Source organism: Acidovorax sp. NO-1 (assembly GCF_000238595.1).
Taxonomy (GTDB): Bacteria; Pseudomonadota; Gammaproteobacteria; order Burkholderiales; family Burkholderiaceae_C; genus Acidovorax.
In genome coordinates this window covers 1-19,297 of record NZ_AGTS01000090.1, presented here as the reverse complement: position 1 = coordinate 19,297, position 19,297 = coordinate 1, and the positions used below count along the sequence as shown (strand labels likewise).

21 protein-coding genes are annotated in these 19,297 nt (G+C 67.1%); 8 read left to right on the top strand and 13 right to left on the bottom strand.

Features of this window, described 5'->3' with window-relative positions:
• Positions 1-167: 167 nt before the first annotated feature.
• From KYG_RS14630 to rpsT, 4 genes are all read right to left on the bottom strand, one after another.
• Positions 168-488, bottom strand: a complete 321-nt coding sequence (locus tag KYG_RS14630; RefSeq protein ID WP_034694820.1) for a helix-turn-helix domain-containing protein — start codon at positions 486-488, stop codon at positions 168-170.
• Positions 489-491: 3 nt separating this feature from the next.
• Complete coding sequence (locus KYG_RS14625) at positions 492-851, bottom strand: type II toxin-antitoxin system RelE/ParE family toxin (RefSeq protein ID WP_008905693.1); 360 nt, start codon at positions 849-851, stop codon at positions 492-494.
• A gap of 75 nt (positions 852-926) precedes the next feature.
• Positions 927-2,141, bottom strand: coding sequence for a site-specific integrase (locus tag KYG_RS14620; RefSeq protein WP_008905692.1), 1,215 nt, complete (start codon positions 2,139-2,141; stop codon positions 927-929).
• Positions 2,142-2,434: 293 nt separating this feature from the next.
• A complete protein-coding gene (gene rpsT / locus KYG_RS14615) occupies positions 2,435-2,737 on the bottom strand; it encodes a 30S ribosomal protein S20 (protein ID WP_008905691.1) in 303 nt (100 codons plus the stop codon).
• Between the two features lie 201 nt (positions 2,738-2,938).
• Here rpsT and murJ point away from each other — a divergent pair, with 201 nt between their 5' ends.
• Both murJ and KYG_RS14605 read left to right on the top strand, forming a co-directional pair.
• Positions 2,939-4,504 (top strand): murein biosynthesis integral membrane protein MurJ, encoded by a 1,566-nt coding sequence (gene murJ / locus KYG_RS14610; protein WP_008905690.1) that lies wholly within the window; start codon positions 2,939-2,941, stop codon positions 4,502-4,504.
• A gap of 100 nt (positions 4,505-4,604) precedes the next feature.
• Positions 4,605-5,456: a SirB1 family protein gene (locus tag KYG_RS14605; protein WP_008905689.1), complete on the top strand. Its 852-nt coding sequence runs from the start codon at positions 4,605-4,607 to the stop codon at positions 5,454-5,456.
• 3 nt (positions 5,457-5,459) lie between these two features.
• Here the strand turns inward: KYG_RS14605 and KYG_RS14600 are convergent, their stop codons facing one another.
• A complete protein-coding gene (locus tag KYG_RS14600) occupies positions 5,460-6,311 on the bottom strand; it encodes a hypothetical protein (RefSeq protein WP_008905688.1) in 852 nt (283 codons plus the stop codon).
• Positions 6,312-6,507: 196 nt separating this feature from the next.
• On the opposite strand from KYG_RS14600, the gene ppk2 reads away from it, so the two are divergent.
• On the top strand, positions 6,508-7,422 hold the full coding sequence (gene ppk2 / locus KYG_RS14595; RefSeq protein ID WP_034694817.1) for a polyphosphate kinase 2: 915 nt from the start codon (positions 6,508-6,510) through the stop codon (positions 7,420-7,422).
• A 30-nt stretch (positions 7,423-7,452) separates the two neighbouring features.
• Here the strand turns inward: ppk2 and KYG_RS14590 are convergent, their stop codons facing one another.
• From KYG_RS14590 to KYG_RS14570, 5 genes are all read right to left on the bottom strand, one after another.
• The gene (locus KYG_RS14590) at positions 7,453-7,842 is read right to left on the bottom strand and encodes a response regulator (RefSeq protein ID WP_008905686.1); all 390 of its coding nucleotides are present in this window, start codon (positions 7,840-7,842) and stop codon (positions 7,453-7,455) included.
• On the bottom strand, positions 7,839-8,345 hold the full coding sequence (locus KYG_RS14585; protein ID WP_008905685.1) for a GAF domain-containing protein: 507 nt from the start codon (positions 8,343-8,345) through the stop codon (positions 7,839-7,841). The genes KYG_RS14590 and KYG_RS14585 overlap by 4 nt, the downstream gene beginning before the upstream one ends.
• A 97-nt stretch (positions 8,346-8,442) precedes the next feature.
• Positions 8,443-9,477 (bottom strand): GlxA family transcriptional regulator, encoded by a 1,035-nt coding sequence (locus KYG_RS14580; RefSeq protein WP_008905684.1) that lies wholly within the window; start codon positions 9,475-9,477, stop codon positions 8,443-8,445.
• Positions 9,474-9,782, bottom strand: a complete 309-nt coding sequence (locus KYG_RS14575) for a DUF1272 domain-containing protein (RefSeq protein WP_008905683.1) — start codon at positions 9,780-9,782, stop codon at positions 9,474-9,476. Before KYG_RS14575 ends, KYG_RS14580 begins: the two co-directional genes overlap by 4 nt.
• Before the next feature lie 18 nt (positions 9,783-9,800).
• Positions 9,801-10,385 (bottom strand): cysteine hydrolase family protein, encoded by a 585-nt coding sequence (locus tag KYG_RS14570; RefSeq protein ID WP_008905682.1) that lies wholly within the window; start codon positions 10,383-10,385, stop codon positions 9,801-9,803.
• A gap of 310 nt (positions 10,386-10,695) precedes the next feature.
• Between KYG_RS14570 and KYG_RS14565 the strand changes: the two genes are divergently transcribed.
• Entirely contained in the window at positions 10,696-11,763 is a 1,068-nt protein-coding gene (locus KYG_RS14565; protein WP_008905681.1) for a PHB depolymerase family esterase, read from the top strand.
• A 98-nt stretch (positions 11,764-11,861) separates the two neighbouring features.
• On the opposite strand, the gene KYG_RS14560 is transcribed toward KYG_RS14565, so the two are convergent.
• From KYG_RS14560 to KYG_RS14550, 3 genes are all read right to left on the bottom strand, one after another.
• Positions 11,862-12,971 (bottom strand): AI-2E family transporter, encoded by a 1,110-nt coding sequence (locus KYG_RS14560; protein WP_008905680.1) that lies wholly within the window; start codon positions 12,969-12,971, stop codon positions 11,862-11,864.
• A gap of 31 nt (positions 12,972-13,002) precedes the next feature.
• Positions 13,003-14,052, bottom strand: a complete 1,050-nt coding sequence (purM, locus tag KYG_RS14555; protein WP_008905679.1) for a phosphoribosylformylglycinamidine cyclo-ligase — start codon at positions 14,050-14,052, stop codon at positions 13,003-13,005.
• An 82-nt stretch (positions 14,053-14,134) separates the two neighbouring features.
• Positions 14,135-15,352 carry an MFS transporter gene (locus KYG_RS14550; RefSeq protein ID WP_008905678.1) on the bottom strand — a complete coding sequence of 406 codons (1,218 nt, stop codon included), beginning with the start codon at positions 15,350-15,352 and terminating at the stop codon, positions 14,135-14,137.
• 268 nt (positions 15,353-15,620) lie between these two features.
• Between KYG_RS14550 and hda the strand changes: the two genes are divergently transcribed.
• From hda to folK, 4 genes are read left to right on the top strand one after another with little or no spacing between them, the layout of a single operon-like run.
• Entirely contained in the window at positions 15,621-16,319 is a 699-nt protein-coding gene (gene hda, locus KYG_RS14545) for a DnaA regulatory inactivator Hda (protein ID WP_008905677.1), read from the top strand.
• Positions 16,320-16,354: 35 nt separating this feature from the next.
• Positions 16,355-17,065, top strand: a complete 711-nt coding sequence (locus KYG_RS14540; protein ID WP_008905676.1) for an HAD family phosphatase — start codon at positions 16,355-16,357, stop codon at positions 17,063-17,065.
• Between the two features lie 38 nt (positions 17,066-17,103).
• Positions 17,104-18,705, top strand: a complete 1,602-nt coding sequence (gene pcnB, locus KYG_RS14535; protein ID WP_008905675.1) for a polynucleotide adenylyltransferase PcnB — start codon at positions 17,104-17,106, stop codon at positions 18,703-18,705.
• On the top strand, positions 18,702-19,232 hold the full coding sequence (gene folK / locus KYG_RS14530) for a 2-amino-4-hydroxy-6-hydroxymethyldihydropteridine diphosphokinase (RefSeq protein ID WP_008905674.1): 531 nt from the start codon (positions 18,702-18,704) through the stop codon (positions 19,230-19,232). The genes pcnB and folK overlap by 4 nt, the downstream gene beginning before the upstream one ends.
• Positions 19,233-19,297: the final 65 nt, after the last annotated feature.

Here is a 19,297-nt window from a genome sequence, read left to right as displayed (position 1 = left end):
TGGGAAATTGAGCATCGCTGTCATGCGACGGCAGCAGCGATCACCCGGCAGCGACAGGATCCGTGCCTCAGCTTGCCGCCGAGGGTTGTGTGTTCAGGCCCGGAACATCTGACGGGAAATCCGCCAGACACTGTCTGGCGAATGCTCGGCGGGGCTATCCATTCCGGTCAGGCCGCCACCGCGATACCCGCCACATGCGTGCGCCGCGCGGGCCGCACCACGATCTCAACCCGCTGATCCAGCGCCACCAGCGCCTGCATCAGCCGCTCCAGCGAGATGTTCTGGAGCTTGTAGCGGCGCACCTGGGACACCTTGGGCTGGGTCATGCCGGTGATCGCCGCCGCTTCCACCTGGCTCAGGCCGCGTTGCTCTATCAGGGTGTTGAGCTTGAGGGCGAGCGCGGCCTTGGCCGTCAGTTCCTCGGCATCGTCGAAGCCCAGGTCTGCCAGCACGTTGTCGGTGCCTTCGGGATGGTCGATACGGGTCATCATCTATCTCCCGCTCGCCCCATAGCGGGCGAGCACTGCTTTCAGCCGCTTCTCGATCAACTCCACGTCCGGCTGCGGCGTGGCAATGCCGGACTTGGACTTCTTCTGGAACGCATGCAGCACATGCACTGCGTCGCCGACCTTCACGGTGTAGACGGCCCGGAAGGTATCCCCCCGGTGGTCTTCCACCAACTCGTACACGCCGGAACCCAGCCCCTTCCAGGGCTTGGCCGAATCCGGCGTGCTGCCCAACTGGACGATGAACAAGGCCACGCCCATGTCTTTCTGCACGTCGATGGGAAATTCCTTGAAGTCCTTTTTCGAGGAGCCTTCCCAATACAGCAGCTTGCGTTCAGGGTTCATGATTATATCCGTTCGGGTATATATTGCAAGCGCCCGGATTGTCGTGACAGTGGCACGACAATCCGGGCTGGCGGCTCAAGCGGTCACGGCCTCGGTCGGCGCGTTACGCCGGATGCCCGCGATGGCCTGGCGCCGGTTGGCCACCAACTCGGCCGCCTCGCGCACCGGCTTGTCCTCGGTGTGGACGTAGCGCATGAACATCGCCACGGTCTTGTGAGCCGTCAGGGCCATGCCGACCTTAACCGGAATCCCCGAGTTGGCAATGTCGGTCGCCGAGCGGTGGCGGATGCCATGCGTGCCCACGTGGCTCACACCGGCGCGCTTGAGGATGCGCGTCCAGCCGCCGTAATACTCGCCCGTGGTCATGTGCAGCCCCGGATGGTTCGGCGAGGGGAACACGTGCGGGCAGCCGTCCTGGCGCGGCGCGGTGGACAGCAGCCGGTAGGCTTCCTCACTCAAGGGCTTGGACATGCCGCCGGTCTTGCTGTCGGGCCAGACCACGCGCCGGTTCTCCAGATCCACCCAATCCCATTGCAGAGTGATGATCTCGGAGCGGCGGCCAGCGAACTCGAATTGCAGCCGGATGGCCAGCGGCAGAATCGCATGATCCAGGCCCAGCCCGTCGGTTTCCAGATAGTCGAGATACTGGAACAGCTTGCCCATTTCCTCATCGCTGATGAGGTGGGTGGCCTGGCCGCTGGGGTACATCGGGACGTGGCGGCAAGGGTTGGTGCCGTCTGGCCGGTAGCCCCACACCTCGGCCAGGTTGAACATCTTGCGCATCACGCTGAACGTGCGGTTCGCGTCGGCGGGCTTGTGCGCCATCTTCTTCATCGCCGTGGCCACGTCCGGGCGCTTCACATCCTGCACCTTCATGCGACCCAGCATCGGGACGATGTTGCGGTTGATGCATTTTTGGTAGCCGGCCTGCGTGCTGGGCTTGTTGCGCTGCTTGGAGTGATCCTCCATGAACTTCTCGCACAATTCCTTGACCGTGGGGGCAGCACGCGCGGCAGCTTTGGCCCCGCCGGGGTCGCCGCCTCGACGAACCTCGGCCAGCCACTCCTGCGCTAGCGAGCGGGCCTGCTCGACGGTCAACTCCCCGAACAAGCCCAGGGCAGGCTTGCGGCGCTCGCCAGCGTTCGTGCGGTACTGGAGCATGAACACCTTGCGGCCCGCTGGTGTAATCTTGCACAGGAAGCCGGGCACCAGCGTGTCCCGGAGTTCGACGGCCTGCGCCCGGGGTTGCGCCGTATCGACGGCGGATTTGGTGAGTTTGATTTTGGCCATGATGACTCCTCAAAAGACCCGTTTTGCAAGGGCCACATGGGAGCCATGAGGACACAAGCCGGGTCAGGTTTCAGAAAGCACCGGCATATGATGAACGCGCCTAAGTTATTGATAAACCTGCTATATCGGGCTTTGGCGTAGTCCGGCAAAGTTCGGTGCTGGAGTCATCGTGAAACGAAAAAACCGCCCTAAGGCGGTCTTGTCGTTTTTTTGCTGGCAGCGCACCCGTTACAAACGGCGAACGGCACATGCCGTTCGGGCTGTTTGCCTGCCGGAGCAGGCGGAGAGGTGGGTCAGGCGGCTGCCAGAGCCAGGGCTTTCACCTTGGCAGACAGACGGCTCTTGTCACGAGCTGCCTTGTTCTTGTGGAAGATGCCCTTGTCAGCCACGGTGTCCACCACGGCTTGCATCTTGGCGAACAGTTCGGTCGCCTTGGTCTTGTCGCCAGCCAGAACCGCCTTTTCGACGTTCTTGACAGCGGTACGGTATTTGGAGCGCAGCGAGGTGTTCGCAGCGTTGAGCTTGATGTCCTGACGGACGCGCTTGCGGCCCGACGCCAGGCGCGGGTTCTTCTTCTTGGGTTTAGCGGATGCCATTGTTGAGTTCCTTGAGGTCTGTGGATGATGCCAGCAAAGCCAGCGATTATAGCCCAGCGGGTTTCCGCATCCAATCCCAACCCCCGAAACTGGCGCAGCCCCATCGCCAGCGCACCCGTGGAACTGGCTCTGCCAGGCCACCGGGTGCGTCCCCCTCTGGGGGAAGACGCGAAGCGGCTCAGGGGGAATACACTCCCGGCGGTGTCTCTGTCCAAAGCCGCCTCTACCGTTTCCCTGCTGACCCTGGCCTCCCGCGTGACGGGCCTGGTGCGCGACCTCTTGATGGCCACCCTGTTCGGGGCCAATGCCCTGACGGATGCTTTCAACGTCGCCTTTCGCATCCCCAACCTGTTTCGCCGTCTGTTTGCCGAAGGGGCCTTCAGCCAGGCCTTTGTGCCAGTGCTGGCCACCACCAAGGCGCAGCAGGGTGACGAGGCCACGCGCCAGCTCATCGCGGCCGTGGCCACCGTACTGGCCTGGGTGCTGTTGCTGACCTGCATCCTTGGTGTGCTGGGCGCCCCCGTGCTGGTCTGGGCACTGGCCAGCGGCCTGCGCCACAGTGGCGAGGCCTATGACGCTGCCGTGCTCATGACGCGCTTCATGTTCCCCTACATCGGATTCATGTCCATGGTCGCGCTGTCGGCGGGCATTCTCAATACCTGGAAGCACTTTGCCGTACCGGCTGCCTCGCCGGTGCTGCTTAATCTCTGCATGATCGCCGCCGCCTGGCTGGGGGCACCGCAGCTCCAGGCGCGGGGGATCGAGCCCATTTTTGCCATGGCGGGGGGCGTGATGCTGGGCGGCGTGCTGCAGCTGGCCGTGCAGGTGCCTGCGCTGGCGCGGCTGGGGCTGGTGCCGCGCATCGGCATCACCTGGGGCGCCATCCGTGCCGCCTGGGCAGAGCCCGGCGTGCGGCGCGTGCTGATGCTCATGGGCCCGATCCTGCTGGGGGTGGGGGTGGCGCAGATCTCGCTGATGATCAACACACAGATTGCGTCTTACCTCACGCCCGGCAGCGTGACCTGGCTTTTTTATGCCGACCGGCTCATGGAGTTCCCGACCGCGCTGCTGGGTGTGGCCCTGGGCGTGGTGCTGACCCCGCAGCTCACGGCCGCCAAGGCCGCGGGTGATGCCGAAAAGTACTCGGCCATGCTCGACTGGGGCCTGCGCATTGTGGTGCTGCTGGCCGTGCCCTGTGCGGTGGCGCTGCTCACGTTTTCCACACCGCTGGTGGCCACGCTGTTCCACCACGGCAAGCTGGCAGACAGTGATGTGGGGCAGATTGCCGTGGCGCTGTCGGGCTATGGCGCGGGGCTGCTGGGCATCGTGGCCATCAAGGTGCTGGCGCCGGGTTACTACGCCAGCCAGGATGTACGCACGCCGGTCAAGATCGCCATCGTGGTGCTGGTCATTACCCAGCTGCTCAATATTGCGCTGGTGCCGCTGATTGCCCACGCGGGCCTGGCCCTGTCGATTGGCCTGGGCGCGCTCATCAACGCCCTGTGGCTGCTGGTGGGGCTGCTGCGGCGCGGCAGCTACCAGCCACTGCCGGGATGGGGCAAGTTCGCCCTGCAGGTGGTGGCAGCCAGTGCGCTGCTGGCGGTGTTGCTGGTGTGGAGCTCCCAGCATTTCGACTGGGTGGGGATGAAGGCACAGTCCCTGCAGCGCGCGGGCTTGCTGGCGGCACTGATGGCTGCGGCAGCCTTGCTGTACTTTGGCGCGCTGTGGGCGGCGGGCCTCCAGCTGCGCAAGATGCTGCGGCGCTGATGGGCCTGGAGCGCCACCGCCTGGCAAAGCCCGTAAAAGCCCCGCTAAACCAGAGTATCTGTGGGTTGACGCCGCCGCAGACCAGACTTACAAACCAGCCATGTCCCTGAGCTATTCCGTGCCCACCTCGCTGGAGTACTTTGCATCACTGGTGCAAAGCGACGAGCACTTTCCGCTCCTGGAGGCGGCGGCCAGCCTGGCGCAGGACGAATACCCCGAGCTGGACATGCAGCAGCTGCTGGGCGATATGGACCAGCTGCTGGCCCGCATCAAACGCCGCCTGCCCACCGATGCCCCTGCGCTGCAGCGCCTGCGCACGCTCAACCAGTTCTTCTTTGCCGACCTGGGCTTCGCCGGCAACATCAACAACTACTACGACCCCGAAAACAGCTACCTCAACGCCGTGCTGCGCACGCGCCGGGGCATCCCGATTTCGCTCGCCGTGTTGTGGATGGAGCTGGCCCAAGGCCTGGGCCTGCATGCACGGGGCATTGCGTTCCCGGGGCACTTCATGGTCAAGGTGCTGCTGCCCAAGGGCCAGGTGGTGCTCGACCCGATCTCGGGCCAGTCATTGAGCCGCGAAGAGCTGGCCGAGCGCCTGGAGCCCTACAAGCGCCGCAACGGTCTGGTGGATGACTACGACGTGCCACTGGGCCTGTACCTGCAGGCCGCCACGCCGCGCGACATCATTGCGCGCATGCTGCGCAACCTGAAGGAAGTGCACCGCACGCAGCAGGACTGGCAACGCCTGATTGCCGTGCTGGACCGTCTCATCGTGCTGCTGCCCGAAGCCTGGGGCGAGTGGCGCGACCGGGGGCTCGCCCATGCCGAGCGGGGCAATACCCTTGAAGCGATTGCCGATTTGCAGGCCTATCTGGCCCACGCCGAGGATGGGCTCGACATCGACCTGATTGCCGACCGGCTGAGCGCGCTGCGCAACGCCAACGGCTGAACCTCAGAACGGGCTGCTGCCCTCTGGCAGCGCCGCCTGCAATTGCGCCACCTGCCGGCGCAGCTCGGTGTTCTCTGCCGTCAGCTCTGCCACGCGGGCCCGTAGGGCCTGGAGTACATCGGCGTCGGCTTCCGTGCCCGCGCTGGCATCTGCGGCTGCAGGGTTTTCATCGTGTACTGATTCTTGGCGCGGCTTGCGCTTGTTGAGTTCGCGCACGCGTTTGGCCGCCAGCTTGAGTTCGTCCTTGCCAGCCGCGACGGCCGCCACCTGTTCCTGCGCGGGCAGGGTGGCGACAGCCGCCGCTGCATTGATGGAGATGGTGCCGGATTTCACCGCAGCCACCAGCTCCGGCGCTGCCTGCTTCTGGATCTTTTCAATCAGCACCACCTGGCTGCTGCTCAGGCGTGCGGCCCGGGCAATGGCCTCGCGGCTGTGCAGGGGCTCGGGTGCGGGCAGGGCGGCCGCTGCCTCGGGCGTTTCAGATTTTGCGGCGGCCGGTTCAGTTTGCGCGGGCGCGGCCGCGCGGGCCTTGCGGTCGGCCATGATTTCGCGTTTGCGCAGCGCCAGCACCCCGCGCTGAAAATCCGACACACTGCGCCGCCCCAGGTGCTGGTCGATCATCCACAGGTGCACGTCCTCCAGGGACTGAAAGCGGGGGTTCTGCACCGTCTGGAAGGGCAGGCCGTGTTTTAGGCAAATGCCATACCGGTTGTGCCCGTCCACCAGCACGTCGCCCCAAAGCACCAGCGCATCGCGGCAGCCCTCGGACAGGATGCTGCGTTCCAGCGCTTCGTGCTCGTCGGCGGTCAGGGGGTCGATATAGGCTTTGAGTTCTTCGTTGACGACGATGTTCATGGCGCAAGCAAGGCAATTGCGGGGCGGGCAAGGGGCGCGATTGTAGAGGGCGTTTACAGCGCGGCGCGCCAGGGCGCAGGCAAAAGGCCGTTTGCCCGTGACGGCGGCAGGACGAGCATGCGCGGGTGTCATGGCCATGTCACCGCACCGCGCAACCATGGCGGAGTTTCCGTCTTCCGGTCCCTCGGACTGCACCATGTTTTACAGCACCACCCTCGATACCCAGGACCTGATGCAGCGCATCGCCAACGACCTCATTGACAGCTACGACGAAGAGCTGGAGCTGGAGATCGAAGACCGCGAGGTCGATGACATTGGCGCACCCACACCCGGCGACAGGCTGGCGCGCCAGCAATACTTCAAGGACCTGTTTCGCCTGCAGGGCGAGCTCGTAAAGCTGCAGGACTGGGTGCAGCACAGCCGCCAGAAGGTGGTGATCCTGTTCGAGGGGCGCGACGCGGCGGGCAAGGGCGGCGTCATCAAGCGCATCACGCAGCGCCTGAACCCGCGCGTGGCCCGTGTGGCAGCGCTGCCCGCGCCCAACGACCGCGAGCGCACGCAGTGGTACTTCCAGCGCTATGTGGCGCACCTGCCTGCAGCCGGCGAGATGGTGCTGTTTGACCGCAGCTGGTACAACCGCGCGGGCGTCGAACGGGTGATGGGTTTTTGCACCGACGACGAGTACGAAGAGTTCTTTCGCACCGTGCCCGAGTTTGAAAAGATGCTGGTGCGCTCGGGCATCACGCTCGTGAAATACTGGTTTTCCATCACTGATGAGGAGCAGCACCTGCGCTTTCTGGGCCGCATCCACGACCCGCTCAAGCAGTGGAAACTGAGCCCCATGGACCTGGAAAGCCGCGTGCGCTGGGAGGCCTACACCAAGGCCAAAGAGACGATGCTGGAGCGCACCCACATCCCCGAAGCACCCTGGTGGGTGGTGCAGGCGGTGGACAAGAAAAAGGCGCGCCTGAACTGCATTGCGCACCTGTTGTCGCAGCTGCCCTACCAGGAGGTGCCGCACCCGCCCGTGGTGCTGCCCGACCGCGTGCGCAACCCGGAATACCTGCGCCAGCCCGTGCCTGCCAGCATGTACGTGCCGGAGATTTATTGAGACCTGCACAGCACCGCGGGCTGGGGCGGTTCAGGTGTCTTTCAGCAGGGTGATGGTGGCGATCACGTCCCGCACCTTGAAGGGCTTGATCAGCACGCGCCGCACCTGCAGCGCTTTCATCTTGATGGCGGTGGACGCATCGACCTGAGCGGTGATCACCGCCACAGGCACGCTGGCGCTGATGGCCAGCGCATCGTTGCGCACCTGCTCCAGCAGGTTAATCGCCTCCTGCTGCTGCTCGTCGATGGAGACGATCACTGCCGCAAAATCCTGGTGCACCAGCCGTTGCTGGGCCATTCGCACACTGTTGACCTGCCGCACTGCAGGCAGGTTCAGCTGGCGGGCCGTGGCCACGATGATGCTGCCGGTCAGCGAGCTGGGCTCGATCAGCAGGATGTCCTGATTGCGGCGCTCGCTCATGGGGTCGCGGTTCCCGGCTCGCGGCGCACCAGCTCTTCCACCGCCAGATCGCGCAGCGAGCCGAGGATGGCCAGGTCGATCTCGTCCAGCGTGCGGGGTTTGCTGTCCAGCAGGCACAGCGTGCCCACGTTGTGCCCATCGGGCAGCCTGAGCGGCGCCCCGGCATAGAACCGGATGAATGGCTCCCCCGTCACCAGCGGGTTGCCTGTGAAGCGCTCGTCCTGGTGCGCATCGGGCACCACCATGATGTCGTCCTGCAGGATGGCGTGGCCGCAGAACGAGATGCTTCGCGGGGTCTCGCACGGGCCCATGCCCACCCGTGCCTTGAACCACTGTCGGTCGTCGTCGATCAGCGAGAGCAGTGCCGTAGGCACGTCGAACTCCTGCGCGGCAAATGCGGTCAGGCGGTCAAACCGCTCTTCGGGCGGCGTGTCCAGGATCAGCAACTGGCGCAGTGCCTGCAGGCGGTCCGGCTCGTCGGCGGGGCGGGGGAGTTCTTGCATGGTGGCGACCCGGATGGGTGGTGCGGCAAACGGGCCAATTATCGGCCGGCGTGGCGCGGTGGGCGGGCGCGGCACGGCACGGCGTGCGCTTCCCTCCTCAGCGGCTGCGCGTGCTGCCCTGCGACGGCGTGCCGCCACGTCCGAACTGGTGCCACGCACGGCGCAGCTGGGTGTCCGAGCTGAAGCCTGCCATGAGCGCGGCCTGCGTCACGTTCTGCCCCGCGTGCAGCGCGGCCTCGGCCGTGGCCAGCCGGATGCGGCGCAGGTAGGCCAGCGGGGCGATGCCCGCATGTTCCAGAAACAGCCGCGTGAGGTGCCGGGGCGAGGTGTGGGCCACGGCCGCCATGGCGGGCACGTTCCACTCGGCCTGGGGCTGGCGGCCCACGGCGTCCTGCACGCGGTGCAGCGCAGCGTGCAGGTGGTTGCGGTGGTGCAGAAAGGGTGACAGCTCGGGGTCGTTGGGGCCGCGGCGCAGGGCCACCACCATGGTTTGTGCCACCTGCGCGGCCACCACGGGGCCGCAAATGTCGGAAATGCGGTGCAGCAGCAAATCGATGCCGGTGGTCACACCCGCGCTGCTGTGCACCGGTCCGTCGGCCACAAACACGCGGTTGGCGGTTACGTCGCAGCGCGGGTCCACCGCGGCCAGTTCTTCCAGGTGGTGGTGGTGGGTGGTGGCGCGGCGCCCGGTCAACAGGCCTGCGTGGGCGGCCACGATGGCGCCTGCGCACACGGTCACCAGCTCGAGCTGGCCGGTGGCCAGGCGCAAGCCGCGCAGCCAGTGCAGCAAAGTGCGGGCATCGCTGTGGTCAACGTCAATGCGCTCGCCGGGCAGGCCCACCAGCACCACCCATGACGGGGTCGGCAGGGCTTGCAGGGCTTCAGGCAGCGGCGCCAGCCCGGTCAGCATCACGCCCACCGAGGTCACCGATTGTGGCGTGGGGCTGACAAAGTGCAGCACAAAGCGATCGGGCTGCCCCAGCGCGCGCAGGGTCTGGTTGGCAATGCGCAGCGCCTCGGCCGGGCCCGCCCAGTCCAGCAGCAGGCTGTGCGGCAGCAGTGCAAAGTAGACGTGGATCGGACGGGCGCCGTGCCCCGCGGTGGCGGTGGTGTTGTCCACGGCCCGGGTCATCGCAACCCGGGCGGCACAGCCTGCAGGGCGGCAGCCAGCGCCGCGTGCGAAACAGGGTCTGCCGGGCGGTGGCGCACCGCGGCGCTGGCGGGGTGGTTGCCCAGGTGGTTGCCGTTGCGCCAGTTGTGCGCGGGGCGGATGGGGCGGGGCGCAAAACCGCCGCCGCAGTTGGGGCACACGTTGCCCAGCACGGTATCTGCGCAAGTGGCGCAAAAGGTGCATTCAAAGCTGCAGATGCGGGCCTGCAGTGACGCCGGGGGCAGGGCAGTATTGCAGTGCTCACAGGTGGGGCGCAGTTCCAGCATGGGCAAAACTCCGGCGGGTCAGGCGGCCTGCGCCAGCAGATGCTCGGGCACCAGCCGGGCCAGCGCCTGCTGTGCGGTGGTGACGGTGGCAAACCGGCCGTGGAGCACGGTGGCGGTGCGGGTCTTGATGTCCTGCGCACTCAGTATCTCGCCATCGGGCTGCACCATGTCCCAGGTCAGGGTGGCATCCAGGGCGTAGTCCACCTGCCAGCCCAGGTCGCTGGCATGGCGCGTGGTGGTCTCGCAGCATTGCTCGGTGCGGATGCCGCTGATGATGAGGCGATGGATGCCGTTTTGCGTGAGCCACACATCCAGGCCGGTGCCCACCAGTGCGCTGTGGCGCGACTTGGTGAAGGTGGCGGCGGCTTCGAACAGCGCGAGGCCCTGCAGTGGCCGCACATGGCCCGACATGTGCGCGAAGGCGTTCTCGGGCAGTTCGGGGCCGTCGCTGTGCAGCACGCGCACCACGGGCACACCCCGGGCCGCGCAGCCCTGGATCAGTGCGTTCTGGGCGCGCAGGTAGGCGGGCAGGTCGGTGTCGGTGAAGTACGGGCGGTGGCGAAACGACTCTTGTGCGTCAATCACTATCAGACAGGTGTTCATGGCAGGCTCTCTAGGTGGTGGGGAGAATGGCGCCAATGATGCCGGGGCGATGTGCCGGTGTCCGCACCCCTGCAGACAGGAATCGATCATTTTCAGCCATGAATCCTGGCGGTATGCCGGATGTGCGCGGGTTTGCCTTTGCCGCTGGCGGAAGTGACAGAAATTGAAGCCAAATTGGCCACTGGCGCTTACTCAGTAAGCGCAAGCAGCTATCAATTTAATAGTTTTGACGATGGGGGCCATAAGCTGCTATGGTGGCTAGGGTTTTCCCTATATTCCTGTTGCCACTCGTCCAGCATTCCTTTCGCCCATGCCCCGCCGTTCCCGTCTGTTCTCTTTGTCGTCGCTGACCCGGGCGTACCAGCGCAACCTCAAGGCGTTCGCGCGCGCAACGCGGCCGGTGCGGGCCAAGGCGCCTGCCAAGCTGCGGGGGGCGGCGGCCAAAGCGGTCAAGGTGCCTGCGGTGGCGAGCGCTGCCCGGCCTGCGGGCAGGCCCCCACCCGTCAGCGGTGAATGGCTGGCGGGCCTGGCGCGCGGGCCCGCGGGGGCGCGGCGCTACCAGCTGTATATCCCGCCGGGCCTGGCGCTCAAGGCACGCGAGAAGCTGCCGCTTCTGGTCATGCTGCACGGCTGCGGTCAGACGGGGCGCGACCTGGCCGCGGTGTCGCGCATGAACCGGCTGGCGGCGCGCCAGCGGTTTCTGGTGCTCTACCCCGAGCAGGAGCGCATGGCCAACGCCCACGGCTGCTGGAACTGGTTCGAGCGGCGCAACGGCAAGGCCCAGGCTGAAGCCGCCACGCTGCTTGCCGCCATTGACCGGGTGGCCGCCACACACCCCGTGGATCTGGCGCGCGTGGCCGTGGCGGGCCTGTCGGCCGGTGCCAGCATGGCCGTGCTCATGGCGGCGCGGTACCCCGACCGCTTTTGCGCCGTGGCCATGCATTCGGGGGTGGCTCCCGGCACGGCCGAATCGGCGGCCTCCGCCATGGCCGCCATGCATGGGCGGCGCGACGCGCACCTGCCGGACGTCGTGCCGTCAGAGGCTGCGCCCGCCGCGCTGCCCCCCCTGCTGGTGCTGCATGGGGACGCGGATGGGGTGGTGTCCGTGCGCAACGCTGCCGCCACCGCCCTGCTGTGGGCGGACGCCCTGGGTGCGCGTGCAGGCGCCATTCGCACCTTGCAGCGCGGGCAGCGCCACGCCATGCGGGTGACCGAGTTCAAGAAAAGCGGCCGCACCGTGGTGGCCCTGCGCGAGATCGTGGGGCTGGCCCATGCCTGGAGCGGCGGCGCGGCGAAGCTGGCTTACAGCGATCCTGCGGGGCCGGACGCGTCGGCCCTGGTGTGGGCGTTCGTGGCGCGGCAGTTTGCAAAATTGTGAGTGAAAATGGCCGCCAGCGCTTATCCATCAAGCGCTGGAAGCTATCAAAATTGTAGTTTTTGTCGGTGAAAGGTGTCGCCTGCAGCGATGCGCTGCAACTACACCAGCCGCGCCGCCACCAGCTCTTTTTTCAGGTACGCGTAACACAGCGGCGCCGCCACCAGCCCGGCCGGGCCGAACACGGCTTCGGCCACAAACATCACCGAGAGCAGCTCCCACACGCCCATCTGGGTGCGGCGGCCCACCACCTTGGCGTTGATGACGTATTCGGCCTTGTGGATGAGGATCAGAAACCCCAGGCACGCCACTGCCGCCAGGGGCGACACCGACAGCCCCACGATGGTGATCACCACGTTGCACACCAGGTTGCCCACGATGGGCACCAGCCCTGCAATGAAGGTGAAGGTGATCAGCACCGGCGTGTAAGGCAACTCCAGGTCCCACAAGGGCAGCACAAACAGAAGGAACAGGCCCGTCAGCAGGGTATTGAAGGCGGCAATCCAGAACTGCGCGGCAACAATCTGGCGGAACGCCTCGCCAAACAGCGTGATGCGCAACTTCAGCTGCTGGGCCAGCGGCCCGCCGGCCAGCGCGGCGGGGCGCACCGCGGCCAGCGCGCCAATCAGCAGTCCCACGTAGGCAAACAGCACGCCCGCCAGCCACGCGCGCCCGGCCATGGCCAGCGCGCCCGCCTTGGCGCCCAGGTAATTGGCGATGATGCGCTGGATCTCGGCGGCCCCTTCGGGCAGGTGGGTGGCCATGTCCATGGGCAGCTTCAGCCGCAGCTCCAGCACCGTGCGTGCCATGTAATTGAGCAGCTCCTGGTATTGCTGCGGCGCCGTAACGAGATACCCGCGCGAATGCGTCAACCCTGCAGCCAGCAGCGCCAGCGGCAGCAGCATGACCAGGGCCGCCGCGGCGATCTGCGCAACCCGCAGGCCGGATGCGGAGGGCTGGGCCTGGCGTCGCACCCGGCTCAGGCCCTGGGCAAACCAGCGGGTGAGCGCGCGGGTCAGCAGAAAGCCCAGGCACACGCACAGCAGGCCCGGCAACAGGCCGCGCCACATCACCAGCAGCAAGGTGGCGGCCATCAGCAGATAGCTGGCCACCACAATGCCCCGGGTGGGGGGGCGCGGCGGTAGCGTGGCGGGGGCCGGCTCCGGCGTGTGGTGGATGACGACGGGGGGCGAGGGCGGGGTGTGCGCCATGCGCGGAGCGTTCTGAAGGAAGGCAGTGCGGTCAGGCCACCACGACGGCAGCCCCGTCACCGCGCGGTGCGATCGTGCCAATCGCGTACACCTGCTCGCCCGCTGCACGCAGTGTGGCGGCCGTGGCTTCTGCGCTGGCCGCGTCCACCACCACCACCATGCCGATGCCGTTGTTGAAGGTGCGGTTCATTTCGATGTCATCAATGCCGGCCGTCTTCTGCAGCCAGGCGAACAGCTCGGTCTGGGGCCAGCTGCCCTTCTTGAGGTGGGCTGCGGTGCCGTCAGGCAGCACGCGGGGGATGTTCTCCAGCAGGCCACCGCCGGTGATGTGGGCCAGGGCCTTGATGGGATGCTGGGCCAGCGCGGCCAGCACGTTCTTCACGTACAGGCGGGTCGGCTCCATGATGGCCTGCTTGAAGGGCCTGCCGTCCAGCGTGGCGGGCACGGTGCCAGCGGCTTCGGCACGGTCAATGCACTTGCGCACCAGGCTGAAGCCGTTGGAGTGCACACCGGACGAGGCCAGGCCCAGCACCACGTCGCCAGGGGCCACGTCCTTGCCGGTCAGGATCTTGCTCTTTTCGACCGCACCCACGGCAAAGCCGGCCAGGTCGTATTCGCCTGCGGGGTACATGCCGGGCATTTCGGCGGTTTCGCCGCCGATCAGCGCACAACCAGAGAGCTCGCAGCCCTTGGCGATGCCGCCGACCACGGCCGCAGCCGTGTCCACGTCGAGCTTGCCGCAGGCAAAGTAGTCCAGGAAGAACAGGGGCTCGGCGCCCTGCACCAGCACGTCATTCACGCTCATGGCCACCAGGTCGATGCCCACGGTGTCGTGCATGTTCCATTCAAACGCCAGCTTGAGCTTGGTGCCCACGCCATCGGTGCCGGAGACCAGCACGGGCTCCTTGTAACGCTTGGGCACTTCAAACAGTGCGCCAAAGCCGCCAATGCCCGCCAGCACACCTTCGCGCATGGTCTTCCTGGCCAGCGGCTTGATGCGTTCGACCAGCGCGTCGCCCGCGTCGATGTCAACGCCGGCGTCTTTGTACGAGATGGGAGTGGAGGGGGCAGAGGAGCTCATGGAGGGGGTGCTTTGGTGCTGGTAGGCCCGCCGGGCGGGCTGGAATCCGGGGATTTTAAGGGGCGCGCTTTGGCGAGCTCTCTCAGCCCTGTGTGACAGGGGGCTTTGGGGTGCGGCCTTGCCGTGCGGATTGCACCAGCACACCGGCCAGCGCCAGTGTGGCAAACAGCATTCCGGCGCCAAACGTGGCGCTGGCGCCCAGCCGGTCCCACAGCAGGCCCGCCAGGCCGCTGGCCACCAGCAGCGCCACGCCGCTGACCAGGTTGAACATGCCAAACGCCGTGCCACGCAGGTCGGAAGGCGCGGTGTCGGCCACCATGGTGGCCAGCAGGCCCTGCGTCATGGCCATGTGCAGGCCCCACAGCGCGATGCCCAGCCAGGCGACTGCGCCCTGGTCGCTGACCGCCAGCAGCGCATCGGCGGCGATCAGCACCACCAGCCCCCAGGCCAGCAGCGTGGTGTGGCGGATGCGGTCAGAGAGCTTGCCCAGCGGGTAGGCGCCCAGCGCAAACACCACGTTCATCAGCACCAGCACCAGGGGCGTCCAGGCCAGCGGCAGGCCACCCTGCTGCACGCGCAGCACCAGAAACGCCTCGCTGAAGCGCGCCAGCGTGAACACGGCGCCCAGGGTCACCACGCTCCAGTAGGCGCTGCCCAGGCGGCGCAGGTTCTCGCGGCGAATGGGATTGGTGCGCACGGCGCTGGCGGCGCGCTCGGGCTCACGCACGCCCACCAGCAGCAAGGCCACGCACAGCACGGCCGGAATCACGGCCACCCAGAACACCGCGCGGAAGTCATTGGCCCACAGCAGCATCAGCCCCATGGCCAGCAGCGGGCCCAGGAAGGCGCCCACGGTGTCCAGCGACTGCCGCAGCCCGAACGCTGCACCGCGCATCTCCGGCGGTGCCAGGTCGGCCACCAGCGCATCGCGCGGCGCGCCGCGGATGCCCTTGCCTACGCGGTCGATGAGGCGCGCCGTGACCACCAGGCCCACGGTGGGAGCGATGGCAAACAGCGGCTTGGACAGCGCCCCCAGCCCGTAGCCCAGCACCGCAAGCGGCTTGCGCCGCCCCCACCAGTCGCTCAGCACGCCCGAGAACACCTTGAGCATCAACGCCGTGGCCTCGGCCGCGCCTTCGATGAGGCCCACCGCGAGCATGCTCACGCCCATCGTGGTGACCAGAAACACCGGCAGCAGGCTGTGGATCATCTCGGACGACACGTCCATCAGCAGGCTGACGAAGCCCAGCGCCCAGATGCTGGCGGGCAGGCGCTGGGCAGGGGATGCGGGAGGGGCCATGGTGCAGTGCGCGTGGGGGTGGGCCGGGCGGCGGCCAAAAGAGGCTGGCAGCAGACTAAAATCGCGGCCATTGTCGCCCAGCCCCTGTGAGGGAGCCGGTCGGTGACCACGCGCCGTACGCCACTTTGTCGCCGCGCCTGGCCGCAGTCATCCACGGCCCGGTGCCTTCCCACCCACTTGTGATGCCGCTGCTGACCCTCTTTCTGACCGCCGCTTGCGCACCCACCGCCAGGGCCCGGCCTGTGCTGTGCGGGTGCCGCGCATGACGATGAAGCAACTGGCGCTGGACATCAGCCTGGCCACCGGGCCCACCCTGGAGCGCTTTTTTGCCGGGCCCAACGAGGCCGCGCTGCAACACCTTCGCCTGGCCGCCGGGGCGGGCAGCAGCGAAGCCACGCGGTCCCCGGTGCCCACCTATCTGTGGGGCGAGCCGGGCAGCGGCAAGACCCATTTGCTCCAGGCCGTGCGCCAGGCCCTGCGCGAGCAGGGCTCCAGCGTGGGCTGGCTCGACCCCTCGGTGGCCGAGCCGCCCGATTTTGATGAACGCTGGGCCGCCGTCGTCATGGACGACGTGCACCTGTACAGCACCGCCCAGCAGGCCACGGCCTTCAACTGGTTCGTCAACGCCATCAGCCCCGCCAGCGGCAGCCAGCGCTGGGTGCTGGCTGCGGGCAACCTGCCCCCGGCGGACCTGCCGCTGCGCGACGACCTGCGCAGCCGCCTGGGCTGGGGCCATGTGTTCCAGCTGCAGCTGCTGGGCGAGGCCGAGCGCCGAGCCGTGCTGCGCCAGGAGGCCGACGCGCGCGGCGTGTTCCTGGGCGACGAAGTGATGGACTACATGCTCAACCGCTTCTCGCGCGACCTGGGCAGCCTGATGCAGTTGCTGGACCAGCTCGACGCGTTTGCCTTGCGCACCCAGCGCGCCATCACGATTCCGCTGCTGAAAACCATGCTCGAGTCGGAATGACGCTGCGCACCTCTTATTGCCCTTTGTGACACTGAATGACTACTGAACCCCGCCGCCTGCGGCTTGCGCTGTTTGACCTGGACCACACGCTGCTGCCGCTCGACTCCGACTACGAGTGGGGCGAATTCACCATCCGCATCGGCTGGAACGACCCCGTGGAGTTCGCTCGCCGCAACGACGAGTTCTACGCCCACTACCAGGCCGGCACACTCGATGTGCACGACTACGTGCGCTTTGCCACCGAGGCTGTGCGCCTGCGCGGCCCCGAGGCCGCGGCGAATGCGCACCAGCAGTTCATGCGCGAGGTCATCACCCCGGCCATCAAGCCGCAGGCGCTCGACCTGATTCGCCAGCACCAGGCGGCGGGCGACGAGGTGTTGATCGTCACCGCCACCAACGAGTTCGTGACCACGCCCATCGCCCAGGCGCTGGGCGTGCCGCAGTTGCTGGCTGTGCAGCTGGCGCGTGACGCCAGCGGCTGGTACACCGGCGAGATTGACGGTATCCCGACCATGCGCGAAGGCAAGGTGCGCCGCATGGAACAATGGCTGGCCGGGCGGCAGCTCAGCTGGGCCGACGTGGACAGCACCTTCTACAGCGACTCCATGAATGACGTGCCCCTGCTGGAGAAGGTGAACCACCCCGTGGCCACCAACCCCGACCCGCGCCTGCGCGCACTGGCCCAGGAGCGCGGCTGGCGCATACTGGACCTGTTTGCAGCGCCCGCCAGCCAGACGGCCTCCTGACCCCTGCGCAAGCGCAATCCCCTGACGACTCCCTACCCATGATCAAGAAGTTCCTCGACAAACTGATGGGCAAATCGACGCCCGGCACCGCAGGCGGCAAGCCCCACTTCGGCAAGCGCGAAGAGGTGCCCGCCAGCGTGCACGGCATCAACCCCGAGCTGGTGGACCGGCGCGCCGCCGATGTGGTGGCCACACTCAAGCAGGCGGGCTTTGAGGCCTACATCGTGGGCGGCGCCGTGCGCGACCTGCTGCTCGGCCTGCGCCCCAAGGACTTCGACGTGGCCACCAACGCCACGCCCGAGCAGGTCAAGGGGCTGTTTCGCCGCGCCTTCATCATCGGCAAGCGGTTTCGCATCGTGCACGTGGTGCACGGGCGCGGCCGCGAGCACGAGGTGATCGAGGTATCCACCTTCCGCGCCTACCTCGACAATGCCGCCGCCGGCCAGGTGGCGGGCAACGAGAAGACCAGCAAGGCGCAGCTGTCGGGCATGCAGCATGCTGTGGACGCCAGCGGCCGCGTGCTGCGCGACAACGTATGGGGCCCGCAGGACGAAGACGCCACGCGCCGCGACTTCACTGTGAACGCCATGTACTACGACCCGGTCAGCCAGATCGTGGTGGACTACCACAAGGGTTTGCAGGACGCCAAGAAGAAGACACTGCGCATGATTGGCGACCCCGCCACACGCTACCGCGAAGACCCGGTGCGCATCATCCGTGCCGTGCGGTTTGCGGCCAAGCTCAGCCCGCTGGGCTTCAGCATCGACGCCAAGTCGGCGGCGCCGCTGGTGCAGTCGCAGACCCTGCTGGCCGAGGTCCCGCAAAGCCGCATGTTTGACGAAATGCTCAAGCTGCTGCAGACCGGGCATGCCATCGCCACCATCGACCAGCTGCGCAAGCTGGGCATGTCCAAGGGCATCTATCCGCTGCTCGATGTGGCCGTGGAGCGCGCCGACACCCCGTTTGTCAAAGCCGCCCTGGTGGACACCGACCGCCGCGTGAACGAAGGCAAGCCCGTCGCGCCCAGCTTCCTGCTGGCCTGCGTGTTGTGGGACGACGTGCGCAATGGCTGGCAAGAGCGTCTGAACCAGCGCCAGCACCCGCTGCCCGCGCTGCAGGAGGCCATCGACGAGGTGTTTGACAAGCGCATTGGCGACGTCTCAGGCCGGGGCAAGCTGGCCGCCGACATGCGCGAGATCTGGGTCATGCAGCCGCGTTTTGAAAAGCGCGTGGGCAACACGCCATTTGGCATGGTGATGCAGCCGCGCTTTCGCGCCGGGTTCGACTTCATGCGCCTGCGCGCCGATGTGGGCGAGGTGGATGAGGCGCTGGCCGAATGGTGGCAGGACTTCCAGACCGCCGACGACGAGCGCCGCGACGACCTGATGGATCAGGCCAAGGAAGAGCAGAAAGCGCGCCAGAAAGCGCAGCCCGTGGTCAAACGCGTGCCCCGCGCCGCGCCTGCCGCCGACCCGCGCGGGTTGCCCCGTGCCGAGAGCCACGGCCCTGCCGAGGGCGACTCGGAGTTCCCCTCCGAAGGCGGCGCCCCCAAGAAACGCCGCCGCCGTCGTCGCAAGCCCGGTGGTGCCGGAGGCACCGAAGGCGGTGCAGGCGCAGCCCCTGCTGCGGCCGGCGAGTGAACCTGCCAGGTCCCGAAAAGCACGGCGAACGGCCCGCGCCGGTCTATGTGGGACTGGGCGCCAACCTGGGCGAGCGTGAAACGGCGTTGCGCACTGCGCTGGCGGCCATCGGACGGTTGCCAGGCACGCGCGTGATGCGGGTGTCGCCCCTTTATGGCAGCGCACCGTTGGATGCCGGCGGGCCGGACTACCTCAACGCTGTGGCCGAGCTGGCTACCACGCTGACCCCCCAGGCCCTGCTGGCTGCGTTGCAAGCCATAGAACTTGGCGCCGGGCGCGAGCGCCCCTACCGCAACGCCCCGCGCACGCTGGACCTGGACATTCTGTGGTTTGGCGGCCAGATCATTGACAGCCCGGCACTCACCGTGCCCCATCCCCGCATGGCCGAGCGTGCGTTTGTGCTGCGCCCGCTTGCCGACCTGGCACCAGAACGCGTGGAGGCCGCGTGGCTGCAGGCGGTGGCGTCGCAGGACATCCAGCGGCTGCAAGGGCCGAGCTGGGCGGATAGGGTGGATCGCGTGGATTGACGGTGATTTGCTCCTGAAAAAGGAGCTGCTAGCGCTTGATGGACAAGCGCTGGAGGCTAAAAACA